The 25,064-nt window shown below is 61.8% G+C and carries 24 protein-coding genes; 17 read left to right on the plus strand and 7 right to left on the minus strand.

From position 1 onward, the window contains the following. Positions 1–5: 5 nt before the first annotated feature. The 3 genes from ACQZ60_RS20610 to ACQZ60_RS20620 all read right to left on the minus strand — a co-directional run bounded on the left by ACQZ60_RS20610 (position 6) and on the right by ACQZ60_RS20620 (position 1,465). Positions 6–458 carry a c-type cytochrome gene (locus ACQZ60_RS20610; RefSeq protein ID WP_003504650.1) on the minus strand — a complete coding sequence of 151 codons (453 nt, stop codon included), beginning with the start codon at positions 456–458 and terminating at the stop codon, positions 6–8. A 178-nt stretch (positions 459–636) separates the two neighbouring features. After that, positions 637–927 carry a hypothetical protein gene (locus ACQZ60_RS20615; RefSeq protein ID WP_087746648.1) on the minus strand — a complete coding sequence of 97 codons (291 nt, stop codon included), beginning with the start codon at positions 925–927 and terminating at the stop codon, positions 637–639. A 4-nt stretch (positions 928–931) separates the two neighbouring features. Then, complete coding sequence (locus ACQZ60_RS20620) at positions 932–1,465, minus strand: cytochrome c oxidase subunit 3 (protein WP_448736020.1); 534 nt, start codon at positions 1,463–1,465, stop codon at positions 932–934. 137 nt (positions 1,466–1,602) lie between these two features. Between ACQZ60_RS20620 and ACQZ60_RS20625 the strand changes: the two genes are divergently transcribed. Both ACQZ60_RS20625 and ACQZ60_RS20630 read left to right on the plus strand, forming a co-directional pair. Beyond that, positions 1,603–1,758: a hypothetical protein gene (locus ACQZ60_RS20625; RefSeq protein ID WP_003504656.1), complete on the plus strand. Its 156-nt coding sequence runs from the start codon at positions 1,603–1,605 to the stop codon at positions 1,756–1,758. A 12-nt stretch (positions 1,759–1,770) separates the two neighbouring features. After that, on the plus strand, positions 1,771–2,448 hold the full coding sequence (locus tag ACQZ60_RS20630; RefSeq protein ID WP_448736021.1) for an NnrU family protein: 678 nt from the start codon (positions 1,771–1,773) through the stop codon (positions 2,446–2,448). Positions 2,449–2,452: 4 nt separating this feature from the next. On the opposite strand, the gene ACQZ60_RS20635 is transcribed toward ACQZ60_RS20630, so the two are convergent. The 3 genes from ACQZ60_RS20635 to ACQZ60_RS20645 are packed head-to-tail and all read right to left on the minus strand — an operon-like array spanning position 2,453 to position 4,960. Beyond that, positions 2,453–3,043 (minus strand): UbiX family flavin prenyltransferase, encoded by a 591-nt coding sequence (locus ACQZ60_RS20635; RefSeq protein WP_448736022.1) that lies wholly within the window; start codon positions 3,041–3,043, stop codon positions 2,453–2,455. After that, positions 3,040–4,554: a UbiD family decarboxylase gene (locus tag ACQZ60_RS20640; protein ID WP_448736023.1), complete on the minus strand. Its 1,515-nt coding sequence runs from the start codon at positions 4,552–4,554 to the stop codon at positions 3,040–3,042. Before ACQZ60_RS20640 ends, ACQZ60_RS20635 begins: the two co-directional genes overlap by 4 nt. A 55-nt stretch (positions 4,555–4,609) precedes the next feature. Beyond that, positions 4,610–4,960 carry a DUF488 domain-containing protein gene (locus ACQZ60_RS20645; protein WP_003520958.1) on the minus strand — a complete coding sequence of 117 codons (351 nt, stop codon included), beginning with the start codon at positions 4,958–4,960 and terminating at the stop codon, positions 4,610–4,612. A gap of 149 nt (positions 4,961–5,109) precedes the next feature. Here ACQZ60_RS20645 and ubiT point away from each other — a divergent pair, with 149 nt between their 5' ends. The 14 genes from ubiT to ACQZ60_RS20715 all read left to right on the plus strand — a co-directional run bounded on the left by ubiT (position 5,110) and on the right by ACQZ60_RS20715 (position 16,608). Then, on the plus strand, positions 5,110–5,625 hold the full coding sequence (ubiT, locus tag ACQZ60_RS20650; protein ID WP_448736024.1) for a ubiquinone anaerobic biosynthesis accessory factor UbiT: 516 nt from the start codon (positions 5,110–5,112) through the stop codon (positions 5,623–5,625). Beyond that, positions 5,616–6,593 carry a ubiquinone anaerobic biosynthesis protein UbiU gene (gene ubiU, locus ACQZ60_RS20655; protein ID WP_448736025.1) on the plus strand — a complete coding sequence of 326 codons (978 nt, stop codon included), beginning with the start codon at positions 5,616–5,618 and terminating at the stop codon, positions 6,591–6,593. The genes ubiT and ubiU overlap by 10 nt, the downstream gene beginning before the upstream one ends. A 5-nt stretch (positions 6,594–6,598) precedes the next feature. Beyond that, a complete protein-coding gene (ubiV, locus tag ACQZ60_RS20660) occupies positions 6,599–7,537 on the plus strand; it encodes a ubiquinone anaerobic biosynthesis protein UbiV (RefSeq protein ID WP_448736026.1) in 939 nt (312 codons plus the stop codon). Further along, positions 7,534–7,917 (plus strand): hypothetical protein, encoded by a 384-nt coding sequence (locus tag ACQZ60_RS20665; protein ID WP_448736027.1) that lies wholly within the window; start codon positions 7,534–7,536, stop codon positions 7,915–7,917. Before ubiV ends, ACQZ60_RS20665 begins: the two co-directional genes overlap by 4 nt. Positions 7,918–8,063: 146 nt before the next feature. After that, on the plus strand, positions 8,064–9,047 hold the full coding sequence (locus tag ACQZ60_RS20670; protein WP_020811057.1) for an ABC transporter substrate-binding protein: 984 nt from the start codon (positions 8,064–8,066) through the stop codon (positions 9,045–9,047). Positions 9,048–9,052: 5 nt separating this feature from the next. After that, on the plus strand, positions 9,053–9,862 hold the full coding sequence (locus ACQZ60_RS20675; protein ID WP_020811056.1) for an ABC transporter permease: 810 nt from the start codon (positions 9,053–9,055) through the stop codon (positions 9,860–9,862). Next, positions 9,859–10,611 (plus strand): ATP-binding cassette domain-containing protein, encoded by a 753-nt coding sequence (locus ACQZ60_RS20680; protein ID WP_020811055.1) that lies wholly within the window; start codon positions 9,859–9,861, stop codon positions 10,609–10,611. The genes ACQZ60_RS20675 and ACQZ60_RS20680 overlap by 4 nt, the downstream gene beginning before the upstream one ends. After that, complete coding sequence (locus ACQZ60_RS20685; protein WP_448736028.1) at positions 10,608–11,795, plus strand: NnrS family protein; 1,188 nt, start codon at positions 10,608–10,610, stop codon at positions 11,793–11,795. The genes ACQZ60_RS20680 and ACQZ60_RS20685 overlap by 4 nt, the downstream gene beginning before the upstream one ends. A gap of 201 nt (positions 11,796–11,996) precedes the next feature. Beyond that, positions 11,997–12,182, plus strand: coding sequence for a periplasmic nitrate reductase, NapE protein (napE, locus tag ACQZ60_RS20690; protein ID WP_031234042.1), 186 nt, complete (start codon positions 11,997–11,999; stop codon positions 12,180–12,182). 7 nt (positions 12,183–12,189) lie between these two features. Beyond that, on the plus strand, positions 12,190–12,690 hold the full coding sequence (locus ACQZ60_RS20695; RefSeq protein ID WP_020811053.1) for a ferredoxin-type protein NapF: 501 nt from the start codon (positions 12,190–12,192) through the stop codon (positions 12,688–12,690). Next, positions 12,683–12,970, plus strand: coding sequence for a chaperone NapD (locus ACQZ60_RS20700; RefSeq protein WP_003520944.1), 288 nt, complete (start codon positions 12,683–12,685; stop codon positions 12,968–12,970). The genes ACQZ60_RS20695 and ACQZ60_RS20700 overlap by 8 nt, the downstream gene beginning before the upstream one ends. Then, a complete protein-coding gene (gene napA, locus ACQZ60_RS20705) occupies positions 12,945–15,449 on the plus strand; it encodes a periplasmic nitrate reductase subunit alpha (protein WP_020811052.1) in 2,505 nt (834 codons plus the stop codon). Before ACQZ60_RS20700 ends, napA begins: the two co-directional genes overlap by 26 nt. Next, a complete protein-coding gene (locus ACQZ60_RS20710; protein WP_065655264.1) occupies positions 15,419–15,910 on the plus strand; it encodes a nitrate reductase cytochrome c-type subunit in 492 nt (163 codons plus the stop codon). Before napA ends, ACQZ60_RS20710 begins: the two co-directional genes overlap by 31 nt. A 2-nt stretch (positions 15,911–15,912) precedes the next feature. Next, positions 15,913–16,608 carry a cytochrome c3 family protein gene (locus tag ACQZ60_RS20715; protein ID WP_031234041.1) on the plus strand — a complete coding sequence of 232 codons (696 nt, stop codon included), beginning with the start codon at positions 15,913–15,915 and terminating at the stop codon, positions 16,606–16,608. 35 nt (positions 16,609–16,643) lie between these two features. On the opposite strand, the gene ACQZ60_RS20720 is transcribed toward ACQZ60_RS20715, so the two are convergent. Beyond that, positions 16,644–17,504, minus strand: coding sequence for a LysR substrate-binding domain-containing protein (locus ACQZ60_RS20720; protein WP_020811049.1), 861 nt, complete (start codon positions 17,502–17,504; stop codon positions 16,644–16,646). A 255-nt stretch (positions 17,505–17,759) separates the two neighbouring features. Here ACQZ60_RS20720 and ACQZ60_RS20725 point away from each other — a divergent pair, with 255 nt between their 5' ends. Beyond that, on the plus strand, positions 17,760–24,995 hold the full coding sequence (locus tag ACQZ60_RS20725; protein ID WP_448736029.1) for an Ig-like domain-containing protein: 7,236 nt from the start codon (positions 17,760–17,762) through the stop codon (positions 24,993–24,995). The last annotated feature ends 69 nt before the right edge of the window (positions 24,996–25,064 follow it).

Raw genomic sequence — 25,064 nt, forward strand, 5'->3', positions numbered from 1 at the left:
CCACCTCAACCCGCCTCGTTCGGCGGCCAGTTCTGCGTCTTGATCCGGCTCGTCCATTCGAGGAAGTCGACGAGATCATCGAGTTCCTGTTCGGTGAGATTGAACTGCGGCATCTGGCGTCGGCCCTCGATGCCGGTGGGCTGGGCGGCCATCCAGCCCTTGATGGAATCGCGCGCCGCTTGCTTGTCTTCCACGCCGCCATAGCGCTTCCAGACATTGCCGAGTTCGGGCGCGAAATAGGCGCCTTCGCCGAGAAGCGTGTGACAGTTGATGCAGGAATTTTTCTCCCACACGTGCTTGCCGCGTGCGACGCTTTCCGTCAGCGTGCTTTCATCCGTCGAGGTGGTGCGCATGTAATAATGGCTATGGGCGGTCAGCCCGACGAATATGACAAAGAAGAAGATGGAGCCGCCGTAAAAGACGTTTCGCGCTCCTGTTTTGGTCAGGCGTTCTGCCATGCCAATGGTCCTTTCCATCCGGAAGACCGCTTATGCGGACTGGCTTGATCGAACCCTCATGCCGGGATTTGCCAGCGGGCTGGCGGAATGCGGTGGGGCCTGAACCCTTTCTAGCCGTTGGCCGCGGGCGTTCTTTGCCTTTTGGCAAACAACGGGAGAGGTGGTGCCGCCGGCTTTTTCAGAGTGACAAAATGCCCTGGACGAATGCCCGCAAAAGGGCTGCGGCGGCGAAGATGGCGGGCCATGCCAGAAGGGCGGCGCGCAGCAGGCCGCGCTCTTTCCGAAAGCCCAGAAAGTCGTCGATGACGCGTCTGGATTTCATGAGCGCGAAAAGCAGCATCAGGCAGGCGGCTGCGACCGGCGGCAGAAACGCCGCCTTCCACGATATGATGACGGCCGTGCCGGCGAGAACGAGAATGGCGAGTGCTGCGAAGCTTCTTGCAAGCTGGCGGGAGGTGCGATGGATCATGATGTCAAACCAGATAAACGACGGGAAAGATGACGATCCAGACCAGATCGATGACATGCCACAGCGTCGTCACCAGCGTGATGTTCTCGTTTTTCGGCCAGCAGGCCACGATGAACAGCAGGATCGCCACGAAGACGACATGCAGCAGGTGGAAGCCGGTGAGCAGGAAATAAAGCTCAAAGAATGCGTCATAGGCGGGATCGGACGCGAAGGCGATTTCGGTGGAATATTCATGGAGCTTCACACCGACGAAAGCGAAGCCCAGCAGACCGGCAAGGACAAGCGCCCGCCTTTTGCCCGGCAGCGCGGTGTGACGGCTGGCCGCCACTGCCGCCTGCCAGCCGCTTGCCAGCAATATAAGCGTATTGAGACCGGCAAGTTGCGGCTGCAGATGCTGGCGCGCGGCGGCGAATGCATCGGGATTGAGGGCGAAGGCGATGATGAATGCGCCGGTCAAAGCGCCGAAGGCGGCAAGTTCGCTCCAGACCAGAATCCACAGGAGCAGATTTCCGCTTTCCTCTTCCGTATTTGTCGCCATGGCCTTGTCCGTAATTGTAAAACAGCAAGCCACGCTTAGGCGTCCTCAAACCCCGCTTCTTTGCGGTCGGTCAAAGAAGGGAGCGCGCAAAGCCCTATTGTCCTGACAAAGCGCAACTCTCAAAAATGGAGCTTCCCATGAACGACGCACAGGTCGGGCTGATTGTCGCAACCCCTGTTATCATTGGCTTTGCGGTGCTGTTGTACCGTATGGGAGTGTTGCAGCGCATGGGCGCGGTTTCCGCTGTGCTTGCCTCCGTGGCCATTGCTTCGGTGCTGTTCCTGAACCAGTGAGAAGACAGTCGCATGCTTGAACTTGTCGCCGCTCTTTCGCTTTTCGTGGCGCTGCATTCCATTCCCGCCGTACCTGCCGTACGCGGACGGCTGATCGCGACCATCGGCAGGCCCGCCTATTTCGGGGCTTATTCCGCCGTCTCGCTTCTGACGTTGGGCTGGGTATTTTATGCCGCGCTGTCGGTCGATTATATTCCGCTCTGGGATGTCGCGCCCTGGCAGGCGCATGTCACGTTTCTGGCAGCGCCGATTGGCCTGTTTTTCGTGCTGGCAGGCCTCTTCAGCGTCAATCCGCTCTCCATTTCCGTGCGGCAGGGGCAGGAGCCGGGAGCAATCGTGCGTATCACCCGCCATCCGGTGCTTATCGGTTTTCTGTTCTGGTCGCTTGGCCATGTCGTGCCGAATGGCGATCTGCGCTCCGTCATCATGTTCGGCGGCTTTGCGCTGTTCTCGATGGGCGGAATGGCCATGACCGAAAAACGTGCGCGGAAAAGACTGGGGAATGCGTGGAACGTGGCGGCTGCCGGAAGCGCTACGATTCCCTTCGCGGCGGCTCTCACAGGCAAAACCCGCATAGCCGTGGATGGGCCGATGCTGCTTGCGGCGGCGCTGACGGGGTTGACGGTGTGGTGGCTGCTGGCCGGCGGCCATGCCATGCTTTTCGGCGCAGACCCCATGGCCTATCTCTGATCGCTTAGCGTGCCTTCACCATATGTGGCTGCCATATCGGCGCCTGCGGCGCGGAAGCGATGCCGAGCTGATCGATGGCGCGGGCGGCGAGCTGGTCGATAATATCGTCGACGCTTTGCGGCCTGTTGTAAAAGGCCGGCACCGGCGGCATGACGATGGCGCCAGCCTCCGTCACCGTGCACATGTTGCGCAGATGGATGAGATGCAGCGGCGTCTCGCGCGTCATCAGCACAAGTTTCCGGCGTTCCTTCAGATGCACATCGGCGGCGCGGGTGAGGAGATTGTCCGAAAACCCGGTTGCAATGGCCGCGAGCGTCCGCATGGAGCAGGGGGCGACGATCATGCCGGCCGTCGGGAAAGAGCCGCTGGCAATCGCAGCGCCGATATCGTCGATGGAATGATTGACGCCGGCGAGCGAAAACATCCGCCCCATGGCTTGCGCCCCTTCCTCATGCAACACGGTGCGCCCGGCGGATTGCGACAGGACGAGATGGATTTCGACGCTTTTCATCCCGGCAAGGCGCTCGATAATACGCAGGGCGATGCCGGCGCCCGAGGCGCCGGTGACGCCGACCACGACGCGGCACGGGGTCATGGCCGTTCTCCAAGGCCGAGATCGCGCCACATCAGATCGACTTTCGCGATCACGTCAGGCGTCATGGATAGCACGCGGCCCCATTCGCGCTCCGTCTCCGGCGGCAGCTTGCGGGTGGCGTCCAGTCCCATCTTGCCGCCGAGACCGGCTTTAGGAGAGGCGAAGTCGAGATAATCGATCGGCGTATCGTCGATGATCGTCGTATCGCGCGAAGCATCGAAACGGGTGGAGAGCGCCCAGATCACATCCGCCCAGCTACGCACATCAATGTCGGGATCGACCAGAATGATGAGCTTCACATAGCTGAACTGCGGCAGCATCGACCAGAGGCCCATCATCACCCGCTTTGCCTGTCCCGGGTAACGCTTGTCGATGGATGCGACCATGACGCGGTAGGAACAGGCCTCCGGCGGCATCCACAGATCGACGATGTCCGTAAACTGCTTTTTCACGAGCGGCAGGAAAATCTCGAGCATGGCTTCGCCGAGAACCGAAGGTTCATCCGGCGGCCGGCCGGTATAGGTGGAAAGATAGATCGGATCGCGGCGCATGGTGATCGCCGACAGCGTCATGACCGGAAAGGATTCGACCGAATTATAATAGCCGGTGTGGTCGCCATAGGGGCCTTCAAGTGCCGTTTCCGTTGCCGAAACGGTGCCTTCCAGCACGATTTCGGCATTGGCGGGCACCGGCATCGGCACCGTCAATGCCTTTGCGATGCGGCTTTTCGAGCCGCGCAGCAGGCCGGAGAAGCCAAGCTCGCTGATATGGTCGGGAAGCGGCATCACGGCGGCGAGAATGGTGGCAGGATCGGCCCCAATGGCGACGGCAACAGGCATATCCAGCCCGCGCGCACGCCACAACCGGTGGTGATGCGCGCCGCCGCGATGCGCCAGCCAGCGCATGATCGCCCTGTCCGGTCCCAACACCTGCATGCGGTAGATGCCGACATTGATATCGTCGGGATCGTCAGGCGAACGGGTGATGACCAGCGGCCAGGTGATGAGCGGGGCCGGCTCGCCTGGCCAGCACCATTGCACCGGCAGGCAGGCAAGGTCGACCGCATCATCCGTCAGCACCCTTTCCTGCACCGGCGCGCGCGAGATGTTGCGTGGCCGCATGGAAAGTGCTGCCCGCAGCAAAGGCAGCTTACCCCATGCCTCGGCCATGGATTTCGGCGGCTGCGGCTCGCGCAATTCGGCGAGCTTTTGTCCAAGCGAGGGCAGGCCGCCGGTTTCCAGCCTGAGCCCCCATTCGATGCGCTGCCGCGTGCCGAACAGATTGGCAAGCAGCGGCATGTCCCGCACCTTGCCCTCATGGTCGACAGGTTGCTCGAAAAGCAGCGCCGGCCCGCCATCGGCGAGCACGCGGCGGTGGATTTCAGTGATTTCGTGCACCAGCGAAACCGGCTGACGAATTCGCCGCAGCTGCCCACGTTCTTCCAGCAGCCGGATGAAACCGCGCAGATCGGCGGTGCGGATGGGTCTCGTTTCTGTTTCTTCGTCTCTCATGCCGCCTGTTTGCAGGCGCCAGTGCGGCATGTCCTTGCGCTGCCGCAAATGCGGCTCAGTGCGAACGAAGATAGTCGGCGAGAACCAGGGCGTGGTTGTGTTCGGTATCGTGGGCGGCATAAAGCAGCGTGACCCGGCCCTTCGCCATCAGTTCCTTCATGTGTGCCACGGCATCGGGATTGGCCGAAAGCTCCTCATGATAATGCCGGGTGAATTCCTCAAAGCGAGACGGCATATGGGAGAAGTTCTTGCGCAATTCGTTGCTGGGCGCGATTTCCTTCATCCACAGGGAAAGCTTTGCGTTTTCCTTGCTCATGCCGCGCGGCCACAGCCTGTCCACCAGAATGCGCGCGCCGTCATCGTCGCTGGCGGGTTCGTAAATCCGTTTGACCCTTAAATCGGACACGGGCGGCCTCCTTCGCTTGGCAAGTAAATGATTTATAGCGGCTTTTGTGAAGGCGCACCCGAAAATTTCCCTGTCTTTGCGTTCGCTCAAACCGCCATCCTCGCGCTGCGGTTAGGTTGCCGCCCGCAACTGAGCCGACAGGACCTTTCATGAGACCTTTTCCCGCCGCCATCGCCCGCCCCATGAATTTTCTGCCCATTGCCGTGGTGCAGCGAGCGACGGCGGCGATGCTGGCGCAGGTCATGAAACGGCACCCGGATATGTTCGTCCGGCTCGGCGAACATCGTGGCAAGCGCTACGCCTTTCTGCCCGTCGATCTCCCCTTCGCCTTCATGGTCGAGCCGGCAGGTCCCGCCATCACCGTCAGCCGCAAGGCCCGCCTGCCCAAGACGGACGCGGCGGTCGAGGGACCGCTCTTCATGCTGCTTGCGCTGATGGAGGGGCGGCAGGATGCCGATGCGCTGTTCTTCTCGCGCGATCTCAGCGTCACCGGCGATATGGAGGCGATGCTGGCGTTGCGCAATGCGCTCGATGATAGCGGCATCGATCTGCCGCGCGATCTCGGTGCGTTTGCCGGACCTTTCGCGCCGATGGTAACGGGCCTTGCGAACCGCCTGCGCGGCCATGTTCTATCCGAAACACGGGGAGGTGAGGCATGGAACTGATCTGTCCTGCGGGAACGCCCGCCGCCTTTCGTGAGGCCGTGGATGCCGGGGCGGATGCCGTCTATTGCGGGTTTCGCGATGAAACCAATGCCCGCAATTTCCCCGGCCTTAATTTTTCCCGCGAGGAACTCGCCGAGGCCATCGTTTACTCGAAAAAGCGCGGCGTGCAGACCTTCGTGGCGCTCAACACCTTCATGCGCGCCGGGCATGAGGATATCTGGTATCGCGGCGCGGCCGATGCCGTGAAGGCGGGAGCGGACGCGCTTATCCTTGCCGATTTCGGCCTGATGACGCATGTGGCGGAACATCATCCGCAGCAACGTATCCACGTCTCCGTGCAGGCCTCCGCCTCCAATGCGGATGCGGTGAATTTCCTCGTCGATGCCTTCGGCGCGAAACGTGTGGTGCTGCCGCGCACCCTGACTATCCCCGACATCGCCCGGCTGGCGCGGCAAATCCGCTGTGAGATCGAAATCTTCGTGTTCGGCGGTCTCTGCGTCATGGCGGAGGGGCGCTGCTCGCTATCCTCCTACGCCACAGGCAAGTCACCCAACATGAACGGCGTCTGCTCGCCGGCAAGCCATGTCCGCTACCGGCAGGACGGGCAGGAGCTGGTATCGGAACTTGGCGATTATACCATCAACCGTTTTCCCGCCGGCGAGGCGGCCGGTTACCCGACGCTGTGCAAGGGCCGTTTCGAGATTGCCGATTACAGGTCCTATGCCTTCGAAGATCCGGTGTCGCTTGACGTGATGGACCAGATCGATGCCTTGCGCGAGGCGGGCGTCAGCGCGCTGAAGATCGAGGGCCGCCAGCGCGGCAAGGCCTATGTGGCGGAAGTGGTTTCCACCCTGCACCGGGCGCTTGCTGCCGGTGCTGAAGAGCGTGGCAGGCTGCTTTCCCGCCTCCGGCTCCTGAGCGAAGGCCAGCGCACCACCGTCGGTGCTTATGAGAAACGCTGGAGATGACGGCGATGGCAAAACCCGCAAAAGCCACATTGGCGCTCGGCCCGGTCCTCTATCTCTGGCAGGGTGAGAAATGGCGTGATTTCTATTTCCGCATCGCCGATGAAGCGCCCGTCAGCCATGTCTATCTCGGTGAAACCGTCTGCTCCAAACGGTTTCATTTCACCGAGCCGCATCTGGCAGAGGTGATCGAGCGGCTGGAGAGTGCGGGAAAACGGGTGATCCTCTCGACGCTTTCACTGGTGACGCTGGAGCGGGAAAGTCGCCACCTGCGCGGCCTGATCGCAGACAGTCCCTATCCGGTCGAGGCGAACGATCTTTCCGCGCTCGGCATGCTGCACGGCACGCCGCATGTCGTCGGGCCAATGGTGAATGTCTATAATGCCGCGACCGCGCGGTTGCTGTCGTCTCGCGGCGCGAGCGCCATATGCCTGCCGCCGGAACTGCCGATGACCTCGGTGGAGCGCATCGTGGCGCAGACGCCTGATGTGGACTTCGAAATCTTCGCCTTTGGCCGCCTGCCGCTCGCCATTTCGGCGCGCTGTGCCCATGCCCGCGCCAAGGGCAATATCAAGGATAATTGCCAGTTCGTCTGCGGTGACGATCCGGATGGATTGCCGGTACGCACGCTCGACCGGCAGTCGTTTCTGGCGCTGAACGGCGTGCAGACCGTGTCGCATACCTGCCAGTCGCTGCTTGGCGAATTGCAGGATCTGGCCGCCGCCGGCATTTCCCGCTTCCGGCTGTCGCCGCAGGACTGCGATATGGTTGCGGTGGCGCAAATCCATCACGATGTTCTGGCCGGCAGGCGGGAGGCGGAGGACGGTCTTGCACGTCTCGGGCAAATCTATCCGGACGTGCCCTTTTCCAATGGTTTTCACCACGGGCAGGAAGGGGCGGCCTGGATCGCCCGTGCCCGCAACACGGCGCATGGGGTGAATGCATGACGACGAACAGGCAAAGTGAGCAAACGCTGTCCGCAGCGACGCCGGGCGGAGCGGATATCGCGGCGGCAATCCATCTGGTGCGCGACATTGTCTTGCAGAGCGCGCTTGATTGCGGCTGCCGCGACAGGGTGCACGAGGCGCTGCGCGAACTCGAGGATTTTGAGCGCCAGCGCAATATCGTCAAGCTTCTGGCCGCCGCCCGCGAGGAGCGTCGCAAGATCGCGCTCCTGACCGAGATGCTCTGCGATTTCGCCGAAGACGACACGGTGGATCAAGGTGTGGTTGAAACCGCAAGCCTGATGTTTCTCGATATCGCCGCCGCCGCTCAGGAGGGCTCGCGGCTCCTGCGGGACGCGCTCTCACTCAGGAAGGGTGAATAATCCCTGTTTTCGGCCCTGTTTGATCCTGCGCAAAGAGCGGGCGCTTGCAAAATGTCATTTCCGGGTGGTGACGCGCCGGGACCGGAAAACGGTCTGAGCGGGCGTCACGCGCATCATGGCGCTTCCGGCGCGAAAGGATCAGGACCATGGCCCATCTCACCCGCCGTCAGGCTCTTTCAGCCTTTTCCGGGCTCGCGGTCGCGACACTTGCCGCACCGCATGTTGCGAAGGCGGAAACGCCACTCACCTTTTATGGTCCTCCTGCCGCGCCCTCCGCCGTGCTGGCCCATGCGGTAAAGGGCGGGTTCCTGAAGGATGTTGCACCCGGAGCGGTCTTCAAAGCCTGGAAAACGCCGGATGAAATGCGCGCCGCCGTCGCCTCCGGTTCCATGGGGGCGGTGGTGATGCCGAGCTACGGCGTCGCCAATCTCCACAATCGCGGTCTCGGCCTCGCGCTGTTGAACGTGCTGACCACGGGCCTGCTCTATATCGTTTCGAAAGACGGGACGTTGAACTCCCTGCAGAGCCTTTCCGGCAAGACCCTCGCTTTGCCGTTCAAGAACGACATGCCCGATTTCGTGCTGCGCCGCCTTGTTGCCGAAAACGGCCTGAAGCTCGGTGACATCAAGCTGGAATATGCCGCTTCGCCGCCAGAAGCCGTGCAATTGCTGCTGACGGGACGGGTGGATGCCGCCCTGCTGAGCGAGCCGGCCGCGACCGCCGTGGTCATCAAGGCGAAGTCGTTTTTCATGACCGTCCATCGCACCATCGATATCCAGCGGGAATGGGCGAAGGTGGCGGGCAAGGCTGAAATTCCACAGGCCGGCCTCGCCTTGACATCGCCAGTCCAGCAAAAACTCGGCAGGGCCGGTATAGAGGCTCTGCAGGACGCCATGGAGACAGCGCTCGCCAGCGCCGTAGCCGATCCGAAGACGGCGGCAGCTGCGGCCGCCGATGCCTTGGGTTTCCCGCCGGAAATCATCGCCGCCTCCTTTCCGACAAGTCATCTGTGCGCCCTGAAGGCGAGCGCTGCGCGCGCCGATCTCGAGGCGTTTTACGATGAGCTTGCCAGGGCCGACCCGGCAATCATCGGCGGCCGGCGGCCGGATGACGGGTTTTATCTGGTGTAGCAGGCATGAACCGCATTCTCGAAAGTCTTGGCTGGATGGGCCGCTATCTCTGGGCGGGCTGGGCCGGGCTTTCAGGTATTTTCTGTTTTCTCGCCGCCTGGCAGGCCGGGCATGAGATTTATGGCTCCTTCATCCTGCCTTCGCCCGGTGAGACCTTCACGGCAATGGGGCTTCTGGCAGCGCGGCCGGATTTCTTCGCCATCCTGTCGCAGAGCGCCGTCAGGGCCCTGGCCGGTTTCGCCATCGCCGCCGGCATCGGCACGGTGGCGGGCGTGCTGGCGGGCTATTCCTTCGCGGCCATGCGGTTGATGAAGCCTGTCGTTACCGTTCTGCTCGGCGTGCCGCCCATCGGCTGGATCGTGCTTGCGCTCATCTGGTTCGGCTCGTCGGGGGGCACGGCTGTCATGACCGTCATCATCGCCTCGGCTCCCGTGTCCTTTGCCGGTGCGCTGGAAGGTGTCGCCAAGCGGGACCGTCAGCTGGAGGTGATGGCGCAGGCCTTCGGCGCTCCATGGTTTTACCGGCTGCGCACCGTCACCATGCCGCATGTGCTCTCCTACCTCTTCCCGGCCTGGACGACGACGGCCGGAAGCGCGTGGAAAGTAACCGTCATGGCCGAGCTCCTTTCGAATTCCGGCGGCATTGGCGGCGAACTGGCCACTGCACGCGCGCTGTTCGACATCGCGCAGGTCAGCGCCTGGCTCACCATCACCGTCGCGCTGGCGCTGCTGACCGATTACGGCCTGCTGCATCTGCTGCGCGAGGCGCTGGAACGCTGGCGCGCCGCCGGGCTGCCATGGGGTGTCAAACGATGAGCGACCGTTCCATCCTGCGTTTCGAACATGTCGGCCACGCCTTTCTCGGTCGCAGCCTGTTCGAGAATTTCGATCTCGGCATAGCGTCGGGGGAAACCGTGGCGCTGCTTGGCCCCTCCGGCAGCGGCAAGACGACGATTTTGCAGATCGCGGCTAGTATCATCGATCCTGTTCGCGGTCGCGTGCACCGCCATTATCGCCGGCAGGGTCTGGTGTTTCAGGAGCCGAGGCTGCTGCCGTGGATGACGCTTATCGACAATATCGCCTACGGCCTTGCGGCGGCCGGCATGCCGAAACGGGAACGGCGCGAAAGGGCGGGCCGTTTTGCGCTGGAGGTCGGTCTGGAGGCGGCGGATTTCGGCAAATATCCGGTGGAACTCTCTGGCGGCATGCGCCAGCGCGCCGGCGTGGCGCGGGCGCTAGCCGTGGAACCGGACATGCTGTTTCTGGATGAGCCCTTCAGCGCCGTCGATGTCGGCCTGCGCCGTCATTTGCAGGAGCTTCTGGTGGGCGCCGTCCGCCGGCGCGGTTTTTCCACCCTTCTCGTCACCCATGATCTTCATGAGGCGTTGCTGGTGGCCGACCGGCTGATCGTGCTCTCCGGCGTCGATGGCCGTGTCGTTGCCGCGCATAAGCCCGCGGGTTCGCCGGGCCGGCGCATGGCGCGTGCGGTTTTCGACGAAGCGGAACGCCTGTCCGGGAGCCCGGCCTTCGCCGAACTGTTTTCGGCAAAGGAGCGGGTGCGATGAAGCAACCCCCCATCCTTTCCGAAGCCCTGCGGCTGTTTTTCCCTCTGGCCGCCCTGCACGGCGCAGGCTGGCCCTTCCTGTGGATCGTCATCGGTGGTTATGCCCTGCCTTTTGCCGATGCGGTGCCTGCATCGCAATGGCACGCCCATGAAATGATCTTCGGCACCTATGGCATGGCGCTTGTCGGTTTCCTTGGCTCGGCGGTGCCGGAATGGACGGATACGAAGCCGGCGCAGGGACGAACGCTGCTTCATCTCGCCGGTCTCTGGCTGCCGGGCCGCCTTATCGGCTTTCTCGGGGTGGAGGCAGGGAGCCTGTTTGCAGGTTTTTTCGATCTCGCCTTTCTGCTCGCGCTCTGCGTTCTCATCGGCAGGGCGATGCTGGCGCGGCGCACGGCGAAGCACCTGGCGTTCCTTATCTGGCTTCTTCTGTTTACGGCGGCTGAAGCGGGTGTGCGTTATGCCTGGTGGAGCGGCGATCTCGAACTTGCATCCCGCTTTCTGGAAGCGGCGCTGTGCATTTTCACCGTGCTGTTTTCCCTTTCCGCCGCGCGTATCAATGTGGTCGTCATCAATCTGGCGCTCGATCCCGGCGGCGAGACCACGCCTTACCGGCCGCATCCCGGTCGCCAGCATATGGCAGGCGCCATGGTGACGCTTTACATGGCGGCGAAACTTTTCTTTCCGCAAAGCGATGTCTGCGCCTGGCTTTCGCTCGCGGCCGGTGCCGCCTTTTTCGACCGGCTGGCCGAATGGTTCATCGGGCGTGCCGTCTTCAAGACAGAGGTGCTGTTGCTTGGCCTCGGCAGCGCCTTTGCGGGCGCAGGTTTTCTGGCGCTCGGCGCGACACGGCTCGGTTTTCCCGTCACGCCCGCCGCGGGGCTGCATCTGCTGTCGGTCGGGGCGTTGGGATGCGCCGTCATGGCCGTCTTCATCATTGCCGGGCTGCGGCATACGGGCCGCAATCTGACGCATCTGCCATGGCAGGCGCGTGCGGCCGCCCTTCTGATGGTGATGGCCGGTCTGGTCCGCATCCTGCCGGAATTCGATTTTGCCGCGACATTATCGCCCTATCACCATGGCCTCAGCGCCGCTTTGTGGGCGGCGAGCTTCGGGGTCTGGTTGCAGGGCTTTCTGCCTTTCATGCGCGCGCCTGGCATCGATGAGGCGGGGGCATGCGGATGAGCGAGAGCTTGCCCCGCTGCGCCGACATCACTGTTCCGGCGAATTTGTTTATTTTTTCAGCAAAAGCACAATGTGAAATCAGTGACTTAGAAGAGGGATATTGATGAATGTTAGTTTTGATAAATAATCAATAAAATCAAATGGTTGAACATATTTTCTTTTTGGTCGATTATCACTCCAACCGAATAGGGAAACGCGAATATGCCTAAAATAGTCGCGCCTCAACACGCAGATGAAAAGCCGAGCCGGACAAAGGAACTTGTGACCTTCGCCGTTCTGGCCTTTGGAATCTGGCCCATTCTGGCGGTCGGATTTGTCGGAGCCTATGGCTTTATCGTCTGGATGTTCCAGATCATTTACGGCCCGCCGGGGCCGCCCGGCCATTGAGGGCGAGATGATGATGGAAGTCTCTCTCAGCCGGCGCGATTTTTTGCGCGGCGGACAAAAAAATAGACCGCGCATCTGTCCCCCCGGGGTCGCGTTGAGCGACCTCGCCGCGTGCAGCGGTTGCGCAAAATGCGTCGAGGTCTGTCCCACCGGCATCATTGCCATGGCGGACGGTCTGCCTTCCGTGGATTTCTCCGCCGGGGGATGCACCTTCTGCGGCAAATGTGCGGAGGCCTGTCCCGAGCCTGTCTTTACCGCCCCCGCGGCACAGCGCTTCGATCATGTCGTGGCGATCGGTGAGGGGTGTCTCGCCTTCGGCAATATCGATTGTCAGGCCTGCCGCGATGCCTGTCCGACCGAGGCCATCCGGTTTCGGCCCCGCCGTGGCGGCCCCTTCGTTCCGGAACTGCTGGAAGATGCCTGCACCGGTTGCGGGGCCTGCGTGTCCGTCTGTCCCGCCAGTGTGATCGAGATCAAAGAGAGAGCCACGGAGATGCAATATGCCTGAAAATACAGGCCGGTATCATGTTTCAAGTGCCGTGGTGGCGGTGATGCCGCAGATGCGGGACGCTGTGCTGGCAACGCTTTCAACGCTCGACAATGTCGAGGTTCATGGCGAGGGCAACGGCAAGATCGTCATCGTCATAGACGGCACGAGCACCGGCATGCTGGGCGATACGCTCACTTATATTTCGACACTCGACGGTGTGATTGCCGCCAACATGGTTTTCGAACACGTCGACACAGAGGAGACAAGCGGCGATGAGCAGCGAACTGACGCGGCGTGATCTATTGAAGGCCCATGCCGCCGGCATTGCGGCGGCAACGGCGGGCATTGCGCTGCCGGCCGCCGCCCAGCCGGTGCCGGGCGGGGTTTCCGCATTGCAGATCAAGTGGTCCAAGGCGCCCTGTCGTTTCTGCGGCACGGGCTGCGGCGTCATGGTCGGCGTCAAGGAAGGCAAGGTCGTCGCCACCCATGGCGACATGCAGGCGGAGGTCAATCGCGGCCTCAACTGCATCAAGGGCTATTTCCTGTCCAAGATCATGTATGGCAAGGACCGCCTGCAAACCCCGCTTCTGCGCAAAAAAGGCGGCGTCTACGCCAAGGACGGCGAGTTCGAACCGGTGAGCTGGGATGAGGCCTTCGACGTGATGGCGCAGCAGTGCAAGCGGGTGCTGAAGGAGAAGGGGCCGACGGCCGTGGGCATGTTCGGCTCCGGCCAATGGACCATCTTCGAAGGCTACGCCGCAACCAAGCTGATGCGTGCCGGCTTCCGCTCCAACAATCTCGATCCCAATGCCCGCCACTGCATGGCGTCCGCCGCTTACGCCTTCATGCGCACATTCGGCATGGACGAGCCGATGGGCTGTTACGATGATTTCGAACACGCCGATGCCTTCGTGCTCTGGGGTTCGAACATGGCGGAGATGCATCCCATTCTGTGGACGCGCATTGCCGACCGGCGTCTGGGCTTCGACCATGTGAAGGTGGCGGTGCTTTCGACCTTCACCCATCGCAGCATGGACCTTGCCGATATTCCGATGGTCTTCAAGCCGGGCACGGATCTCGTCATCCTCAATTACATCGCCAACCACATCATCAAGACCGGGCGCGTCAACGAAGACTTCGTGAAGAACCACACGAAATTCGTGCGCGGTGTCACCGATATCGGTTATGGCCTGCGGCCCGACAATCCGGCGGAGGTAAATGCCGCCAATTCCGCCGATCCGACCAAGACTGAAGCGATCGATTTCGAGACCTTCAAGGAATTCGTCTCCGAATACACGCTGGAAAAGACCGCCGCCATGACCGGCGTGGAAGCCGGTTTCCTGGAGGAGCTGGCCGAGCTTTATGCGGACCCGAACCGCAAGGTCATGTCGCTGTGGACCATGGGGTTCAACCAGCATGTGCGCGGCGTCTGGGCCAACCAGATGGTCTACAATATCCATTTGCTGACCGGAAAGATTTCCGAACCGGGCAACAGCCCGTTCTCGCTCACCGGCCAGCCATCGGCCTGCGGCACAGCGCGCGAGGTGGGCACCTTCGCCCATCGCCTGCCGGCCGACATGACGGTGACCAACCCGGAACACCGCAAACATGCCGAGGAAATCTGGCGCATCCCGCACGGCATCATCCCGGAAAAGCCGGGTTACCACGCCGTGCAGCAGGACCGCATGCTGCACGACGGCAAGCTGAATTTCTACTGGGTGCAGGTCAATAATAACGTCCAAGCCGGTCCCAACACCAAGAACGAGACCTATCAGGGTTATCGCAACCCGGAAAATTTCATCGTCGTTTCGGATGCTTATCCGACCATCACGGCCATGAGCGCCGACCTCATCCTGCCCGCCGCCATGTGGGTGGAGAAGGAAGGGGCCTATGGCAATGCCGAGCGGCGCACCCATGTCTGGCACCAGCTTGTCGAGGCCGCGGGTGAAGCGCGTTCCGACCTCTGGCAGCTGGTGGAATTTTCCAAACGCTTCACCACGGATGAGGTGTGGCCGGCGGAGATACTGGATGCCAATCCCGCCTATCGCGGCAAGACGCTGTACGAGGTGCTCTTCAAGGACAGCGATGTCGGCAAGTTCCCGCTGAGCGAGATCAACGGCGAATACGAAAACCAGGAGGCAAAACACTTCGGCTTCTATCTGCAGAAGGGTCTCTTCGAGGAATATGCCGCTTTCGGGCGCGGCCACGGTCATGATCTGGCGCCTTACGATGCCTATCACGAGGTGCGCGGCATGCGCTGGCCGGTGGTGGATGGCAAGGAAACGCTGTGGCGTTACCGCGAAGGTTACGACCCCTATGTCAAACCGGGCGAGGGCGTGAAGTTTTACGGCAACAAGGACGGCAAGGCGGTCATCATCGCCGTGCCCTACGAGCCGCCTGCGGAATCCCCGGATGCGGAATTCGATACCTGGCTGGTGACGGGTCGCGTGCTGGAGCACTGGCATTCCGGCTCCATGACCATGCGCGTGCCGGAACTCTACAAGGCTTTCCCCGGCGCCCGCTGTTTCATGAATGCCGACGATGCGCGCAAGCGCGGGCTCAATCAGGGCGCAGAAATCCGCATCGTGTCGCGCCGTGGCGAAATACGCTCCCGCGTGGAAACACGCGGCCGCAACCGCATGCCGCCCGGTGTCATCTTCGTTCCCTGGTTCGATGCCAGCCAGCTCATCAACAAGGTGACGCTCGACGCAACCGATCCCATCTCCAAGCAGACGGATTTCAAGAAATGCGCAGTCAAGATAGAGCCGGTCGCATGATCAGGAAACACGGATGGATGATCGCCGCTTTCGTCGTTGCGACGGTGGCGACGGGGGCGGTTGCGCAGATGGTGCCGGAATTGTCCGGCCCGCGCGGTGACGCCATGCAGACCGAACCCGCCAAACCCCTGCCGAAATGGGTGATCGACGATTTCAGGCGCATGCGCGCCTATCCGGAGCAGCCGCCGGTCATCCCGCATTCGATCGACGGTTACCAGCTGTCGGTCAACGCCAACCGCTGTCTCTCCTGTCACAAGCGCGAATTCACGCAGGATTCCGGCGCGCCGATGATCAGCGTCACCCATTACATGACGCGCGAAGGCCAGATGCTGGCGGATGTTTCACCGCGCCGCTATTTCTGCACCGCCTGCCATGTGCCGCAGGCCGACACTCGGCCGCTCGTGCCCAACACCTTTCAGGACATGAGCGAGATGGGCGTCAAACCGGCGGGTAGCGAATGATGATCGCCCGTGTGAAAAAACTTCTCGTCTGGCTCTGGGCGGTTCTGACGACACCGGCCGGCACGCTCAGCTTAGCCTTCCTCACTCTTGGCGGTTTCGTCGGCGGGGTCATGTTCTGGGGCGCCTTCAACACCGCGCTCGAAATGACCAACAAGGAAGCCTTCTGCATTTCCTGCCACGAGATGAGGGCGAATGTTTATGAGGAACTGACCCGGACGGTGCATTTCTCCAACCGTTCCGGCGTGCGCGCCTCCTGTCCGGATTGCCATGTGCCGCATGAGTGGACGGACAAGATCGCCCGCAAGATGCAGGCCTCGAAGGAGGTCTGGGGCAAGATTTTCGGCACCATCGATACGCGCAAGAAGTTCCTCGACAAGCGGCTGGAGCTTGCCCAGCACGAATGGTCGCGCCTGAAGGCCAATGACAGCCTGGAATGCCGCAACTGCCATTCCTCCGCCGCCATGGACTTTACCAAACAGACGCAGCGCGCCGCCGATATCCATTCCAAATATCTGCTGACGGGCAAGGCCACCTGCATCGATTGCCATAAAGGCATCGCCCACGAATTGCCCAATATGGAAGGCATAGACCCCGGCTGGAAAATGCCGCCGGCGCTCAACGACCAGCCGGGGCCGACGGCCTCTGCCGTCGACGACCTGCGGCGCGCGATGACGGATGTGCACCGGAACGTGTTCTGACTATTGCGGCGACGGGGGCCTTCGTCGGGCCGCAATCAGGCCCGGCCGGCTTCTTCGATGAACCGGCGCACCAGCGGCAGATGCCGCCTTTCGGCAAGGCAGATCGCATATTCGTCGATGAGTTCACTGGCGTCGCGCAGCGACACGAAGGAAAGGCGCGCATCATGGCCGAATTCCAGATCGGCGACCACGCCGCATCCGACCCCGTTGGCGATGGCCTCGCGCACGCCCTCGCGGGAGGAAATCTCGATCACCGGCTGGATGGAAATGCCATGATCGGCAAGGTTCTTTTCGAAGATTTCGCGGGTGCGGGATCCCCGCTCGCGCATGACGAAGGATAAGCCTTCCAGTTCGGCCATGAAGACACCCTCACGTTCCGCTAGCGGGTGGGTGGTGGGCACGCACAGGCCAAGCCGCATGCTAAGAAATTTGACGCCATAAAGACGCGGATCGTCCGGTGCGCGGGCGGTGATGGCGACGTCGGCGCGATAGTCGATGATCTGCTCCACCACCCGCGCTGAATTATCGACCGAAAGAGAGAAGGTGAGCTGCGGCCGCTCGGCCTTCAGTCGCGAAAGGATCGGCAGTGGCAGGACAGGACCGTCCGCGGCGACCCGCAAATGTCCCCCGGCAAAACCCGTATCGCCGCGCAGGAAGGCCTTGGCCTCGTTCTCCGCCTGAAACAGGCGCGCAGTAATTTCGAACAGGCGCTCGCCCTGCGGGCTGAGGCTCACCCCGCGCGGTTTTCGTTCCAGAAGGTTGACGCCGCTGATGGCTTCCAGCTCCCGCACATGGGCCGAAAGGGTCGATTGGCTGATCGCCATGTCCCGCGCGGCCTGAGAAAAGCCGCCCGATTGCGCGACGATGTGGAAGGCCTTCAGCTGCGTGGTCGACATGGGATCCTGTTCTGCCGCCGGCCGACACGAAAGGCACCGGTGCGATTGGACTATCGGCGAAAATGCTGACAATTCCATGACGTTAGCGGGACAACTTCATTAACCCCGTGACAAAACCGATGGGCGACATCGGGAATCGCTATGGCGCGTTTACGATTTGTTAGGAATTCGTCATCGGGGCGTTAGTCCCGGCCTCTAATCGTGCCGCCCATGGCCCCTTCGGCCACCCCGTTTCACGTTAAAAAGGCCAAAGAGATGACGACCACCCAAAACTCGATCGCCAATCCCATCGAAACCTCTTCCGACTGGCTGCTGACCATTCCACGCCTGTCGCAAAATCAGAGCATTCTCGTTTCGCCGAACGGCACCGGCATGGCGACCTCCTACAGCCTCGTCTACGACGTTTATTTCCCGAAAAACGGTTCCACCGGCTGGATGCCCCTGCTGCAGACCGACCTTACCAACGTCAGCGACGGCGATATTTTCGGCAAGGCAAGCGGTGACAGCTATGGCCTCGGCATCAGCAGCGATTATCGCGGCACGGCCAAGCTGGACGCCTGGAACCGTATCGGTCTGACCATTGAAACGGACGCCAGCGGCGCGGTTTCAATGAAGAAGTACATTAACGGCGAATTTATCGCCGACCAGAAGATTGCCGCATCCAGCGCTGGCCGCTTCGCCATCGACATGGCCAAGGGCTTCCTGATCTTCTCCGATGAGGACGGCGAGACCTCGCCCGGCTATCTCAGCAATTTCCTGTTCCTCAAACAGGCTCTGACAAGCGAGGAAATGTCCTATCTTGGCGAGGCCAAGGCCTCCGGCATTTTGCCGGTCGAGATGAAGTCCGAGGCCGAAAAGGTTGGTGTCCTTGAAGTCGGCTTTGCCCAGGGTTCGGCGACACCGGTCATGGGTTCCGGCAAAGTCACTGGCAACGGTACGGCACTTGAATTCAAGACTCCGGCCCAGGCCGGCATTCTCGCCATCGGTGAAAAACCCGCCGTCGATCCGGTCGCCGTCGTCAAGATCTCCGCCATCAAGGACATGATGGTGACGCCGGATGCGGCCAATGCGACGATTGACCTGTCGAAGCATTTCTCCGGTGAAAAGCTCACCTTCACCGTCCAGAACAGCAAGAACGAGACGGTCAGCGCGGTGCTGAAGGACGGCAACAAGCTGGTGCTCGATTTTGCGGCTCTCGGCCATTCCGATATCCGCGTGACGGCCACCGACAGCGCCGGCAAGACCGCGATAGACGATTTCCGCGTGCGCGTCGCCGGCCCCAACGCCTATACCATCGCCGTGGTGCCGGATACGCAGGACTACACCTATCTGCCCAATGGCGACAAAACCCTGAACGGCATGTTCGACTGGCTGGTGAAGAATTCCCAAGCGCTCAACATCCGCTTCGTGACGCAGGTCGGTGACGTTACCCAGAACAACACCGCCAAAGAGTGGGCCATCGCCAAGGCGGCAATCGGCAAGCTGGATGGCAAGATTCCCTACGCCATGGTGCCGGGAAACCACGACCAGGGTTTCGGCGCGAAGAACTATACCTCGCTGATTACGGACAGTTTCTCCCCGGACTACCTACGCAAGAATTCGACGCTGGGTGGGGTTTACGATCAGGAACCGAATGAAAGCAAGAACGCCTGGTACACGTTTACGGGCGCCGACAATACGAAATGGATGGTGCTGACGCTGGAATTCGGCGCGCGCGACGATGTTCTGCGCTGGGCCGGTGAGGTTCTCGCGGCCAATGTGGAATATCGAGCGATCGTTACGACCCACCATTACACCAACATGGCCAATCGCGCCGACAACTTCTCGCACCGTCTTTTCGCCGAAGGCACCGGCAAGAATTACGGCATCGGCACCAGCCCCGCCAATGCCAATGACGGCGAGGATATGTGGCAGAAGCTGATCTCGAAACATCCGAATATCAGCTTCGTCTTCTCCGGTCACGTTTTCGGCGACGGCGCGGAAACGGTCGTGGCGCTGAACGATGCGGGCAAGCCTGTCTATCAGATGCTCGTCAACTATCAGGACGGCGTGGCGACGGAAGTCACGGGCAATGGCGATGCGTCGCGCGGCGGCAATGGCGGCAACGGCGCAATCCGGCTGGTGACCATCGATCCCGACAATAACACGGTGATGACCAGCACCTATCTCTCGGCGCTCGATGAATATCTCACCGGTTCGCGTGGGGACGCCGTACCTTCGCGCGACGGCAAGGGCGCCGAGGCGGCGACGGCGAATGTCGAAATCCAGACCGTGGCGTTCAGCCAGGAGACTATTGACGGCGTGGCGAGTGGCATCATCACGGCCCCCCGGTTCAATCCGCTGAACGGGCTCAAGCTGACACCCGGCTTCACGCCCAGCAATGGCGGCTCGACCTTCGATAATTATAGCATCGTCATGGATGTCCGGCTGCCGAAGGACGGCGGCGGGCTCGCCTCCATCTTCCAGAGCGATCTTTCCAACAAGACCGACGGCGATCTGTGGCTGAACTATCGCGGCCCGACGGCGCTGATCGGCACCGACAATCGCGATGAAGGGGCGGTGCCTCTCGATGTCTGGACGCGTATCGTCATTGCGGTCGAGCGCAATCCGGCCGGCGGTTACACGCTGCACAAATATGCCGACGGCAAGCTGATGGGTAGCCAGCCCGTCGGCGCCACCTATGACATCAGCGCCGCGGGTTTTCTGCTGTTTGCCGATGACAGCGGTGAAACAGCCGCATTCTCCATGTCGTCGGTCGCCTTCCTCGAAAAGACATTGTCGGCGGGCGAAGTCTCGGCCCTTGGCAGGGTAACGGCTCAAGGTCCGTTCCCGTCTCAGGTTCCTGGCGTTAAAATGGTGCAGTTCGATTTTTCCAACGGCACCATGTCGCCGACGGTCGGTTCCGGCTCGCTGTCGCAGAATATCGGCGGCGATCCGCGCATTCAGCCGGTTGTCTTCGGTGAAGAAACCGTCGGCGGCGCGGTAAGCGGCGTCATCACCGCGCCGCAGTTCGATGGTCGCAACGGTTTGAAGGTGACGCCCGGCTTCAACCCGAAGAATGGCGGCTCGACCTTCGACAATTACAGCATCGTCATGGATGTCAAACTGCCGAAGGACGGCGCTTCGCTGGCGTCGATCTTCCAGAGCGACCTCACCAATGTCACCGATGGCGACTTGTGGCTGAACTATCGCGGCAAGACGGCGCTGATCGGCACCGACAATCGCGATGAAGGGGCGGTGCCTCTCGACGTCTGGACGCGTATCGTCATTGCGGTCGAGCGCAATCCGGCCGGCGGCTACACGCTGCACAAATATGCCGACGGCAAGCTGATGGGCAGCCAGCCCGTCGGCGCGACCTATGATATCGGTTCGGCCGGCTTCCTGCTGTTTGCCGATAACGACAAGGAAACGGCGCCCTTCTCGCTGTCTTCCGTGGCGTTTCTCGAAAAAACGCTGTCTTCCGCCGAAGTGGCGGCACTTGGAACCGTCACGCCCAAGGGGCCGTTCCAGTCCACGCTTTCCGGCGTCAACATGGTTCAGTTCGATTTTTCCAACGGCACCTTCGCGCCAAGCTTCGGCTCGGGGTCCTTGTCCCAGAAGATCGGAACGGAATCCTCCGTTCAGCTGACGGGAGCCTATCGCGAGCATCAGGAAACCATCACCGGCGTCCATCTCGGAAAGCCGGACATTCAGTTCGTCGCCCGCGCCGGCAACGACCAGACCGTGACGGCGGCGACCGGCCTGCAAAAGATCAAGCTCGTCGCGGCCAATATCGACAAGCTCGGCCAGATTGCCAGCGTCGAGTGGCTGAATGAAAATGGCGAGATCGTCGGTCGCGGAACCAATGTCGAGGTCGAACTCGGCGGCGGTGTCCACCGGATGACGCTCGTTGCACGCTCCGACAAGGGCGTCGTCAGCACCGACGACGTCAAGATCGCCGTCAAGACCTCCGCCACGCTGCTTCACGACAATTTCGACGATGGCAATGCGAATGGCTGGTCCGATGCCGGTGCGAAATGGCAGGTCGTCGGCTCGGCGACGGGCAGGCAGGCTCAGGCAAATGCGACCATCGCCGCACCGGAAGGCGCTCTGCGCGCCTATCGCGATGCGGACGGCATCAAGCTGTGGCAGGGTGAAGGCTCGCGCGGCTGGAGCGGATATACGGTATCGGCGACGATCCTGTCGGAAGACAACAAGCCTTTCGGTCTGGTTGCCTATTACACCGACGCAAATAATTACTACCTGCTGTCCTTCGACATCGCATCGAACAGGCGCGAGCTTGTCAAGATGCGCGATGGCGTGAGAACGGTGCTGGCGAGCGAGCAGGCCGGTGCGCCCTTCGACCGCGATGGCGTGGTGAAACTGGCAATCGATGGCGGCCGTCTTTTTGCATCGCTCGACGGCGAGGTTCTGTTCGGCGGCGTCGTTGAAGACAAGGCCTCGCCGCTTGCGGGCGGAAGCATCGGTCTCTGGGCCAATCAAACCAAGCAGGTCTTCTTTGACGATATTTTTGTCGAGAAGGGTGCATTCGCCGTCGATGCCGGCCGTTCGATACGGCTGGTCGACAGCGATGGCGATGGCAAGGTCGCCGTCGACCTCGTTGCATCGGCAAAAATCGGTGCAAGCGAGGCGGCGCGATTCGTCTGGTCTGAACAGGGCGTAAAGCTCGCCGATGGCGCAAAGAGCCGCGTTGAGCTAAGCCAGGGCACGCATCTGGTTCGCGTCGATATGACCGATGCCGGCCGCAAGGCATCCGATACCGTCACGGTCGAAATCATCGCCGCGAAGAATGTCCTTCTCAGCACCTCTTTCGCCGATGGCAAGGCGGCAAACTTCCGCTTCGTGGATGAAGGAGAGCTGGGCGCTGCCGCAAAGTGGGCCGTCGTCAACGGCGCCCTTGTGCAGAGCGCCAACCGCTACAGCCGTGAACTCGGCGGCAATGGCGATACCGCGCCGACGGCTGAATGGAACCTCAGCTGGAGCGCGCTGGGTGACGGCATCTATGCCCTGCGCAAGGGAACCTACGCACTTTACGAGGGCGCGGGTTCCGACGAGTGGAGCGACTATTCCGTTCAGACCGGCTTCACGACGCAGTCCGGCGCGGTGGGTCTTCTGCTGCATTACCGTAACGATGGAAACTACATCAAGTTCGAGTTGGACAACCGCACCGGCCTGTCGCAGCTGTTTTCGATGAAGGACGGTATCGAACAGACCCTCTGGCAGGGGCCTGCCGTCTACAAGGTTGCGGCTGCGAATACGCTGCGTGCCGATATGGTGGATGATCGTCTGCAGGTCTGGCTGAATGGCGAGGCCCTGTTCACCAAGACGATCGGCATCGACGGTCCGGGCAAGGGCACCTTCGGCCTCTATAACTGGCGCGCCGGTCAGGGCGTCGCCTTTGACGATGTTCTGGTAACCTTGCCGAGCGGCAAGGCGGTGACGATACCGGACGCGAGCGAGATAACTGGCACGTCCGGCCACGATCTTCTGGTCGGCACGGCTGCAGACGATATCATTCTCGGCCATGACGGCAATGACGAGTTGCAGGGTTTTGGCGGCCATGATCGGCTGGATGGCGGCGCGGGTGACGATGCGCTTTCGGGCGGTGCGGGCAATGACGCGCTTTCCGGCGGCGCCGGCAATGACGAACTGTGGGGCGATGCCGGCAACGATATGATCTCCGGCGGCTTCGGCGACGATTTCATCGAGGGCGGCAAGGGCAATGACCTCTTGATCGGCGGCGATGGTTCGGACAGATATCGTTATGGACGCGGCGACGGTTCCGACGAGATCCTGGAAACCGCCTCGGCCTCCGGCGCGGTTGACCGGCTCTCGCTGCACGATATCGCCCGAAGCGAAGCGGTGCTGCGCAAATACGGCCAGTCCGTGGAAATCGAGCTGGCGGATGGGGAAAAGCTGACTTTGCGCAACCAGCTTGCCGATGGCGGCATCGAAAGGCTGTCTTTCGCAGATGGCAAGGTTTTGAACCGCGACGATATCGTCAAGGCTCTCGTCAATCGCGGCCCGGCAGCGGCGGATGACCGGCTGGCGGCGGTGAACGAGGACGCGCCGTCCTTCGTCATCTCCTTCGCCACCCTGCTCGGCAACGACCGCGACGCCGATCTCGACGGCCTGACGGTCACCGGCGTCTCGGGGTCGGTCGGCGGCACGGCGGTGCTGGAGGAAACCGGCATCCGCTTTACGCTTTCGGCCGACTTTAACGGCGAGGCGAGCTTCCGCTACAGCATCGCCGATGGCCGCGGCGGCTCCAGCGAAGCGACGGCCGCCTTCACGGTCAAACCGGTCAATGATGCGCCCGTGGTCGCGTCGGTCGCTGTCGTCACGGATGAGGACAAGGCCGTCAGCGGCAAGCTCGTCGCCACCGATATAGACGGTGACAAGCTCGCCTTTGCCCTGAAGGGCGATGCCGTCAACGGCGCCGCCCGGATCGATGCGGAAACCGGCGCATGGACCTATACGCCCAATGAGAATGTCAACGGAACCGGCAGCTTCACCGTCGTCGTTTCCGATGGCAGGGGCGGTGTGACGGAGAGCATCGTCACCGTCACCATCAAGCCGGTCAACGACGCGCCGGTCGCGGTTGCCGACACGGTCGCCGTGGGCGAGAAGGATCGTGGCGTCTTCGATCTCGTGGCCAATGACACCGATGTCGAAGGTGACCGCCTGACCCTGGTCGGCGTTACGGTGACGGCCGTGGCCGGTCTTGCCCTGACGAAGGAGCAGGCGGCGGCAGCCTTCTCCGTGGTGGACGGCAAGCTCGTGGTCGATCCCTCTTCCGCCTTCGCTAAGCTGGAAGATTATGAGCAGGCAACCGTCTCGCTCACCTATACCGTGCGCGACGCCAATGGCGGTGAATCGACGGGCGCCACCACTGTTACCGTGGATGGTTATACCGAATATAACATTGTCGAAGGCGGCGATGGCGATGACGTACTGATCGCAACCGGCGGCAAGGATATGATCGAAGGTGGCGCCGGCGATGACAGGCTATCTGCCGGCGGCGGTAATGACATGGTGGATGCCGGCGACGGCAATGACCGGGTTATCGCCGGCGACGGCCACGACGATGTCTATGGCGGCGAAGGCAATGACGTGCTGATGGGCGGTGCAGGTATCGACGTGCTTTACGGCGACGGCGGCAATGACGAGATGAGCGGCGGGTCTGGCAACGACGTGCTGGCCGGCGGCTCGGGCAACGATGTGCTGACCGGCGGCAGCGGCGCGGATACCTTCGTCTTTACGGCCGGCACCGGCCGGGATGTGGTGACGGACTTCCAGGCCGGCGCAGACGGCAAGGATGTCGTCATGCTCTCCAAGGATGTCTTTGCCGACTATCAGTCGCTGATCGCCTCCGGCGCCTTCACCGACGGTGAAAACGGCGCGCAGATCGCCTTCAAGGACGGCTCGACCGTCACCTTCGATGGCGTGAAGACCGAGCAGTTCGTCATCGACGACTTCCGCTTCGCCTGAACCATGAAGGCGCATCCTCCGGGATGCGCCTTTTTCTCGTTCGCGGGTGGTTGCGACAGGCGTGTCATC

This window comes from Agrobacterium sp. 22-223-1 (assembly GCF_053522385.1).

Coding starts and splice junctions, on each gene's coding strand:
- ACQZ60_RS20630 (WP_448736021.1), top strand. CDS start 1,771: ATGCTTGAACTTGTCGCCGCTCTTTCGCTTTTCGTGGCGCTGCATTCC.
- ACQZ60_RS20710 (WP_065655264.1), top strand. CDS start 15,419: ATGCGCAGTCAAGATAGAGCCGGTCGCATGATCAGGAAACACGGATGG.
- ACQZ60_RS20635 (WP_448736022.1), bottom strand. CDS start 3,043: ATGACCCCGTGCCGCGTCGTGGTCGGCGTCACCGGCGCCTCGGGCGCC.
- ACQZ60_RS20670 (WP_020811057.1), top strand. CDS start 8,064: ATGGCCCATCTCACCCGCCGTCAGGCTCTTTCAGCCTTTTCCGGGCTC.
- ACQZ60_RS20625 (WP_003504656.1), top strand. CDS start 1,603: ATGAACGACGCACAGGTCGGGCTGATTGTCGCAACCCCTGTTATCATT.
- ACQZ60_RS20695 (WP_020811053.1), top strand. CDS start 12,190: ATGATGATGGAAGTCTCTCTCAGCCGGCGCGATTTTTTGCGCGGCGGA.
- napE (WP_031234042.1), top strand. CDS start 11,997: ATGCCTAAAATAGTCGCGCCTCAACACGCAGATGAAAAGCCGAGCCGG.
- ACQZ60_RS20700 (WP_003520944.1), top strand. CDS start 12,683: ATGCCTGAAAATACAGGCCGGTATCATGTTTCAAGTGCCGTGGTGGCG.
- ACQZ60_RS20665 (WP_448736027.1), top strand. CDS start 7,534: ATGACGACGAACAGGCAAAGTGAGCAAACGCTGTCCGCAGCGACGCCG.
- ACQZ60_RS20640 (WP_448736023.1), bottom strand. CDS start 4,554: ATGAGAGACGAAGAAACAGAAACGAGACCCATCCGCACCGCCGATCTG.
- ACQZ60_RS20615 (WP_087746648.1), bottom strand. CDS start 927: ATGATCCATCGCACCTCCCGCCAGCTTGCAAGAAGCTTCGCAGCACTC.
- ACQZ60_RS20620 (WP_448736020.1), bottom strand. CDS start 1,465: ATGGCGACAAATACGGAAGAGGAAAGCGGAAATCTGCTCCTGTGGATT.
- ubiV (WP_448736026.1), top strand. CDS start 6,599: ATGGCAAAACCCGCAAAAGCCACATTGGCGCTCGGCCCGGTCCTCTAT.
- napA (WP_020811052.1), top strand. CDS start 12,945: ATGAGCAGCGAACTGACGCGGCGTGATCTATTGAAGGCCCATGCCGCC.
- ACQZ60_RS20610 (WP_003504650.1), bottom strand. CDS start 458: ATGGCAGAACGCCTGACCAAAACAGGAGCGCGAAACGTCTTTTACGGC.
- ACQZ60_RS20675 (WP_020811056.1), top strand. CDS start 9,053: ATGAACCGCATTCTCGAAAGTCTTGGCTGGATGGGCCGCTATCTCTGG.
- ACQZ60_RS20720 (WP_020811049.1), bottom strand. CDS start 17,504: ATGTCGACCACGCAGCTGAAGGCCTTCCACATCGTCGCGCAATCGGGC.
- ubiU (WP_448736025.1), top strand. CDS start 5,616: ATGGAACTGATCTGTCCTGCGGGAACGCCCGCCGCCTTTCGTGAGGCC.
- ubiT (WP_448736024.1), top strand. CDS start 5,110: ATGAGACCTTTTCCCGCCGCCATCGCCCGCCCCATGAATTTTCTGCCC.
- ACQZ60_RS20685 (WP_448736028.1), top strand. CDS start 10,608: ATGAAGCAACCCCCCATCCTTTCCGAAGCCCTGCGGCTGTTTTTCCCT.
- ACQZ60_RS20680 (WP_020811055.1), top strand. CDS start 9,859: ATGAGCGACCGTTCCATCCTGCGTTTCGAACATGTCGGCCACGCCTTT.
- ACQZ60_RS20725 (WP_448736029.1), top strand. CDS start 17,760: ATGACGACCACCCAAAACTCGATCGCCAATCCCATCGAAACCTCTTCC.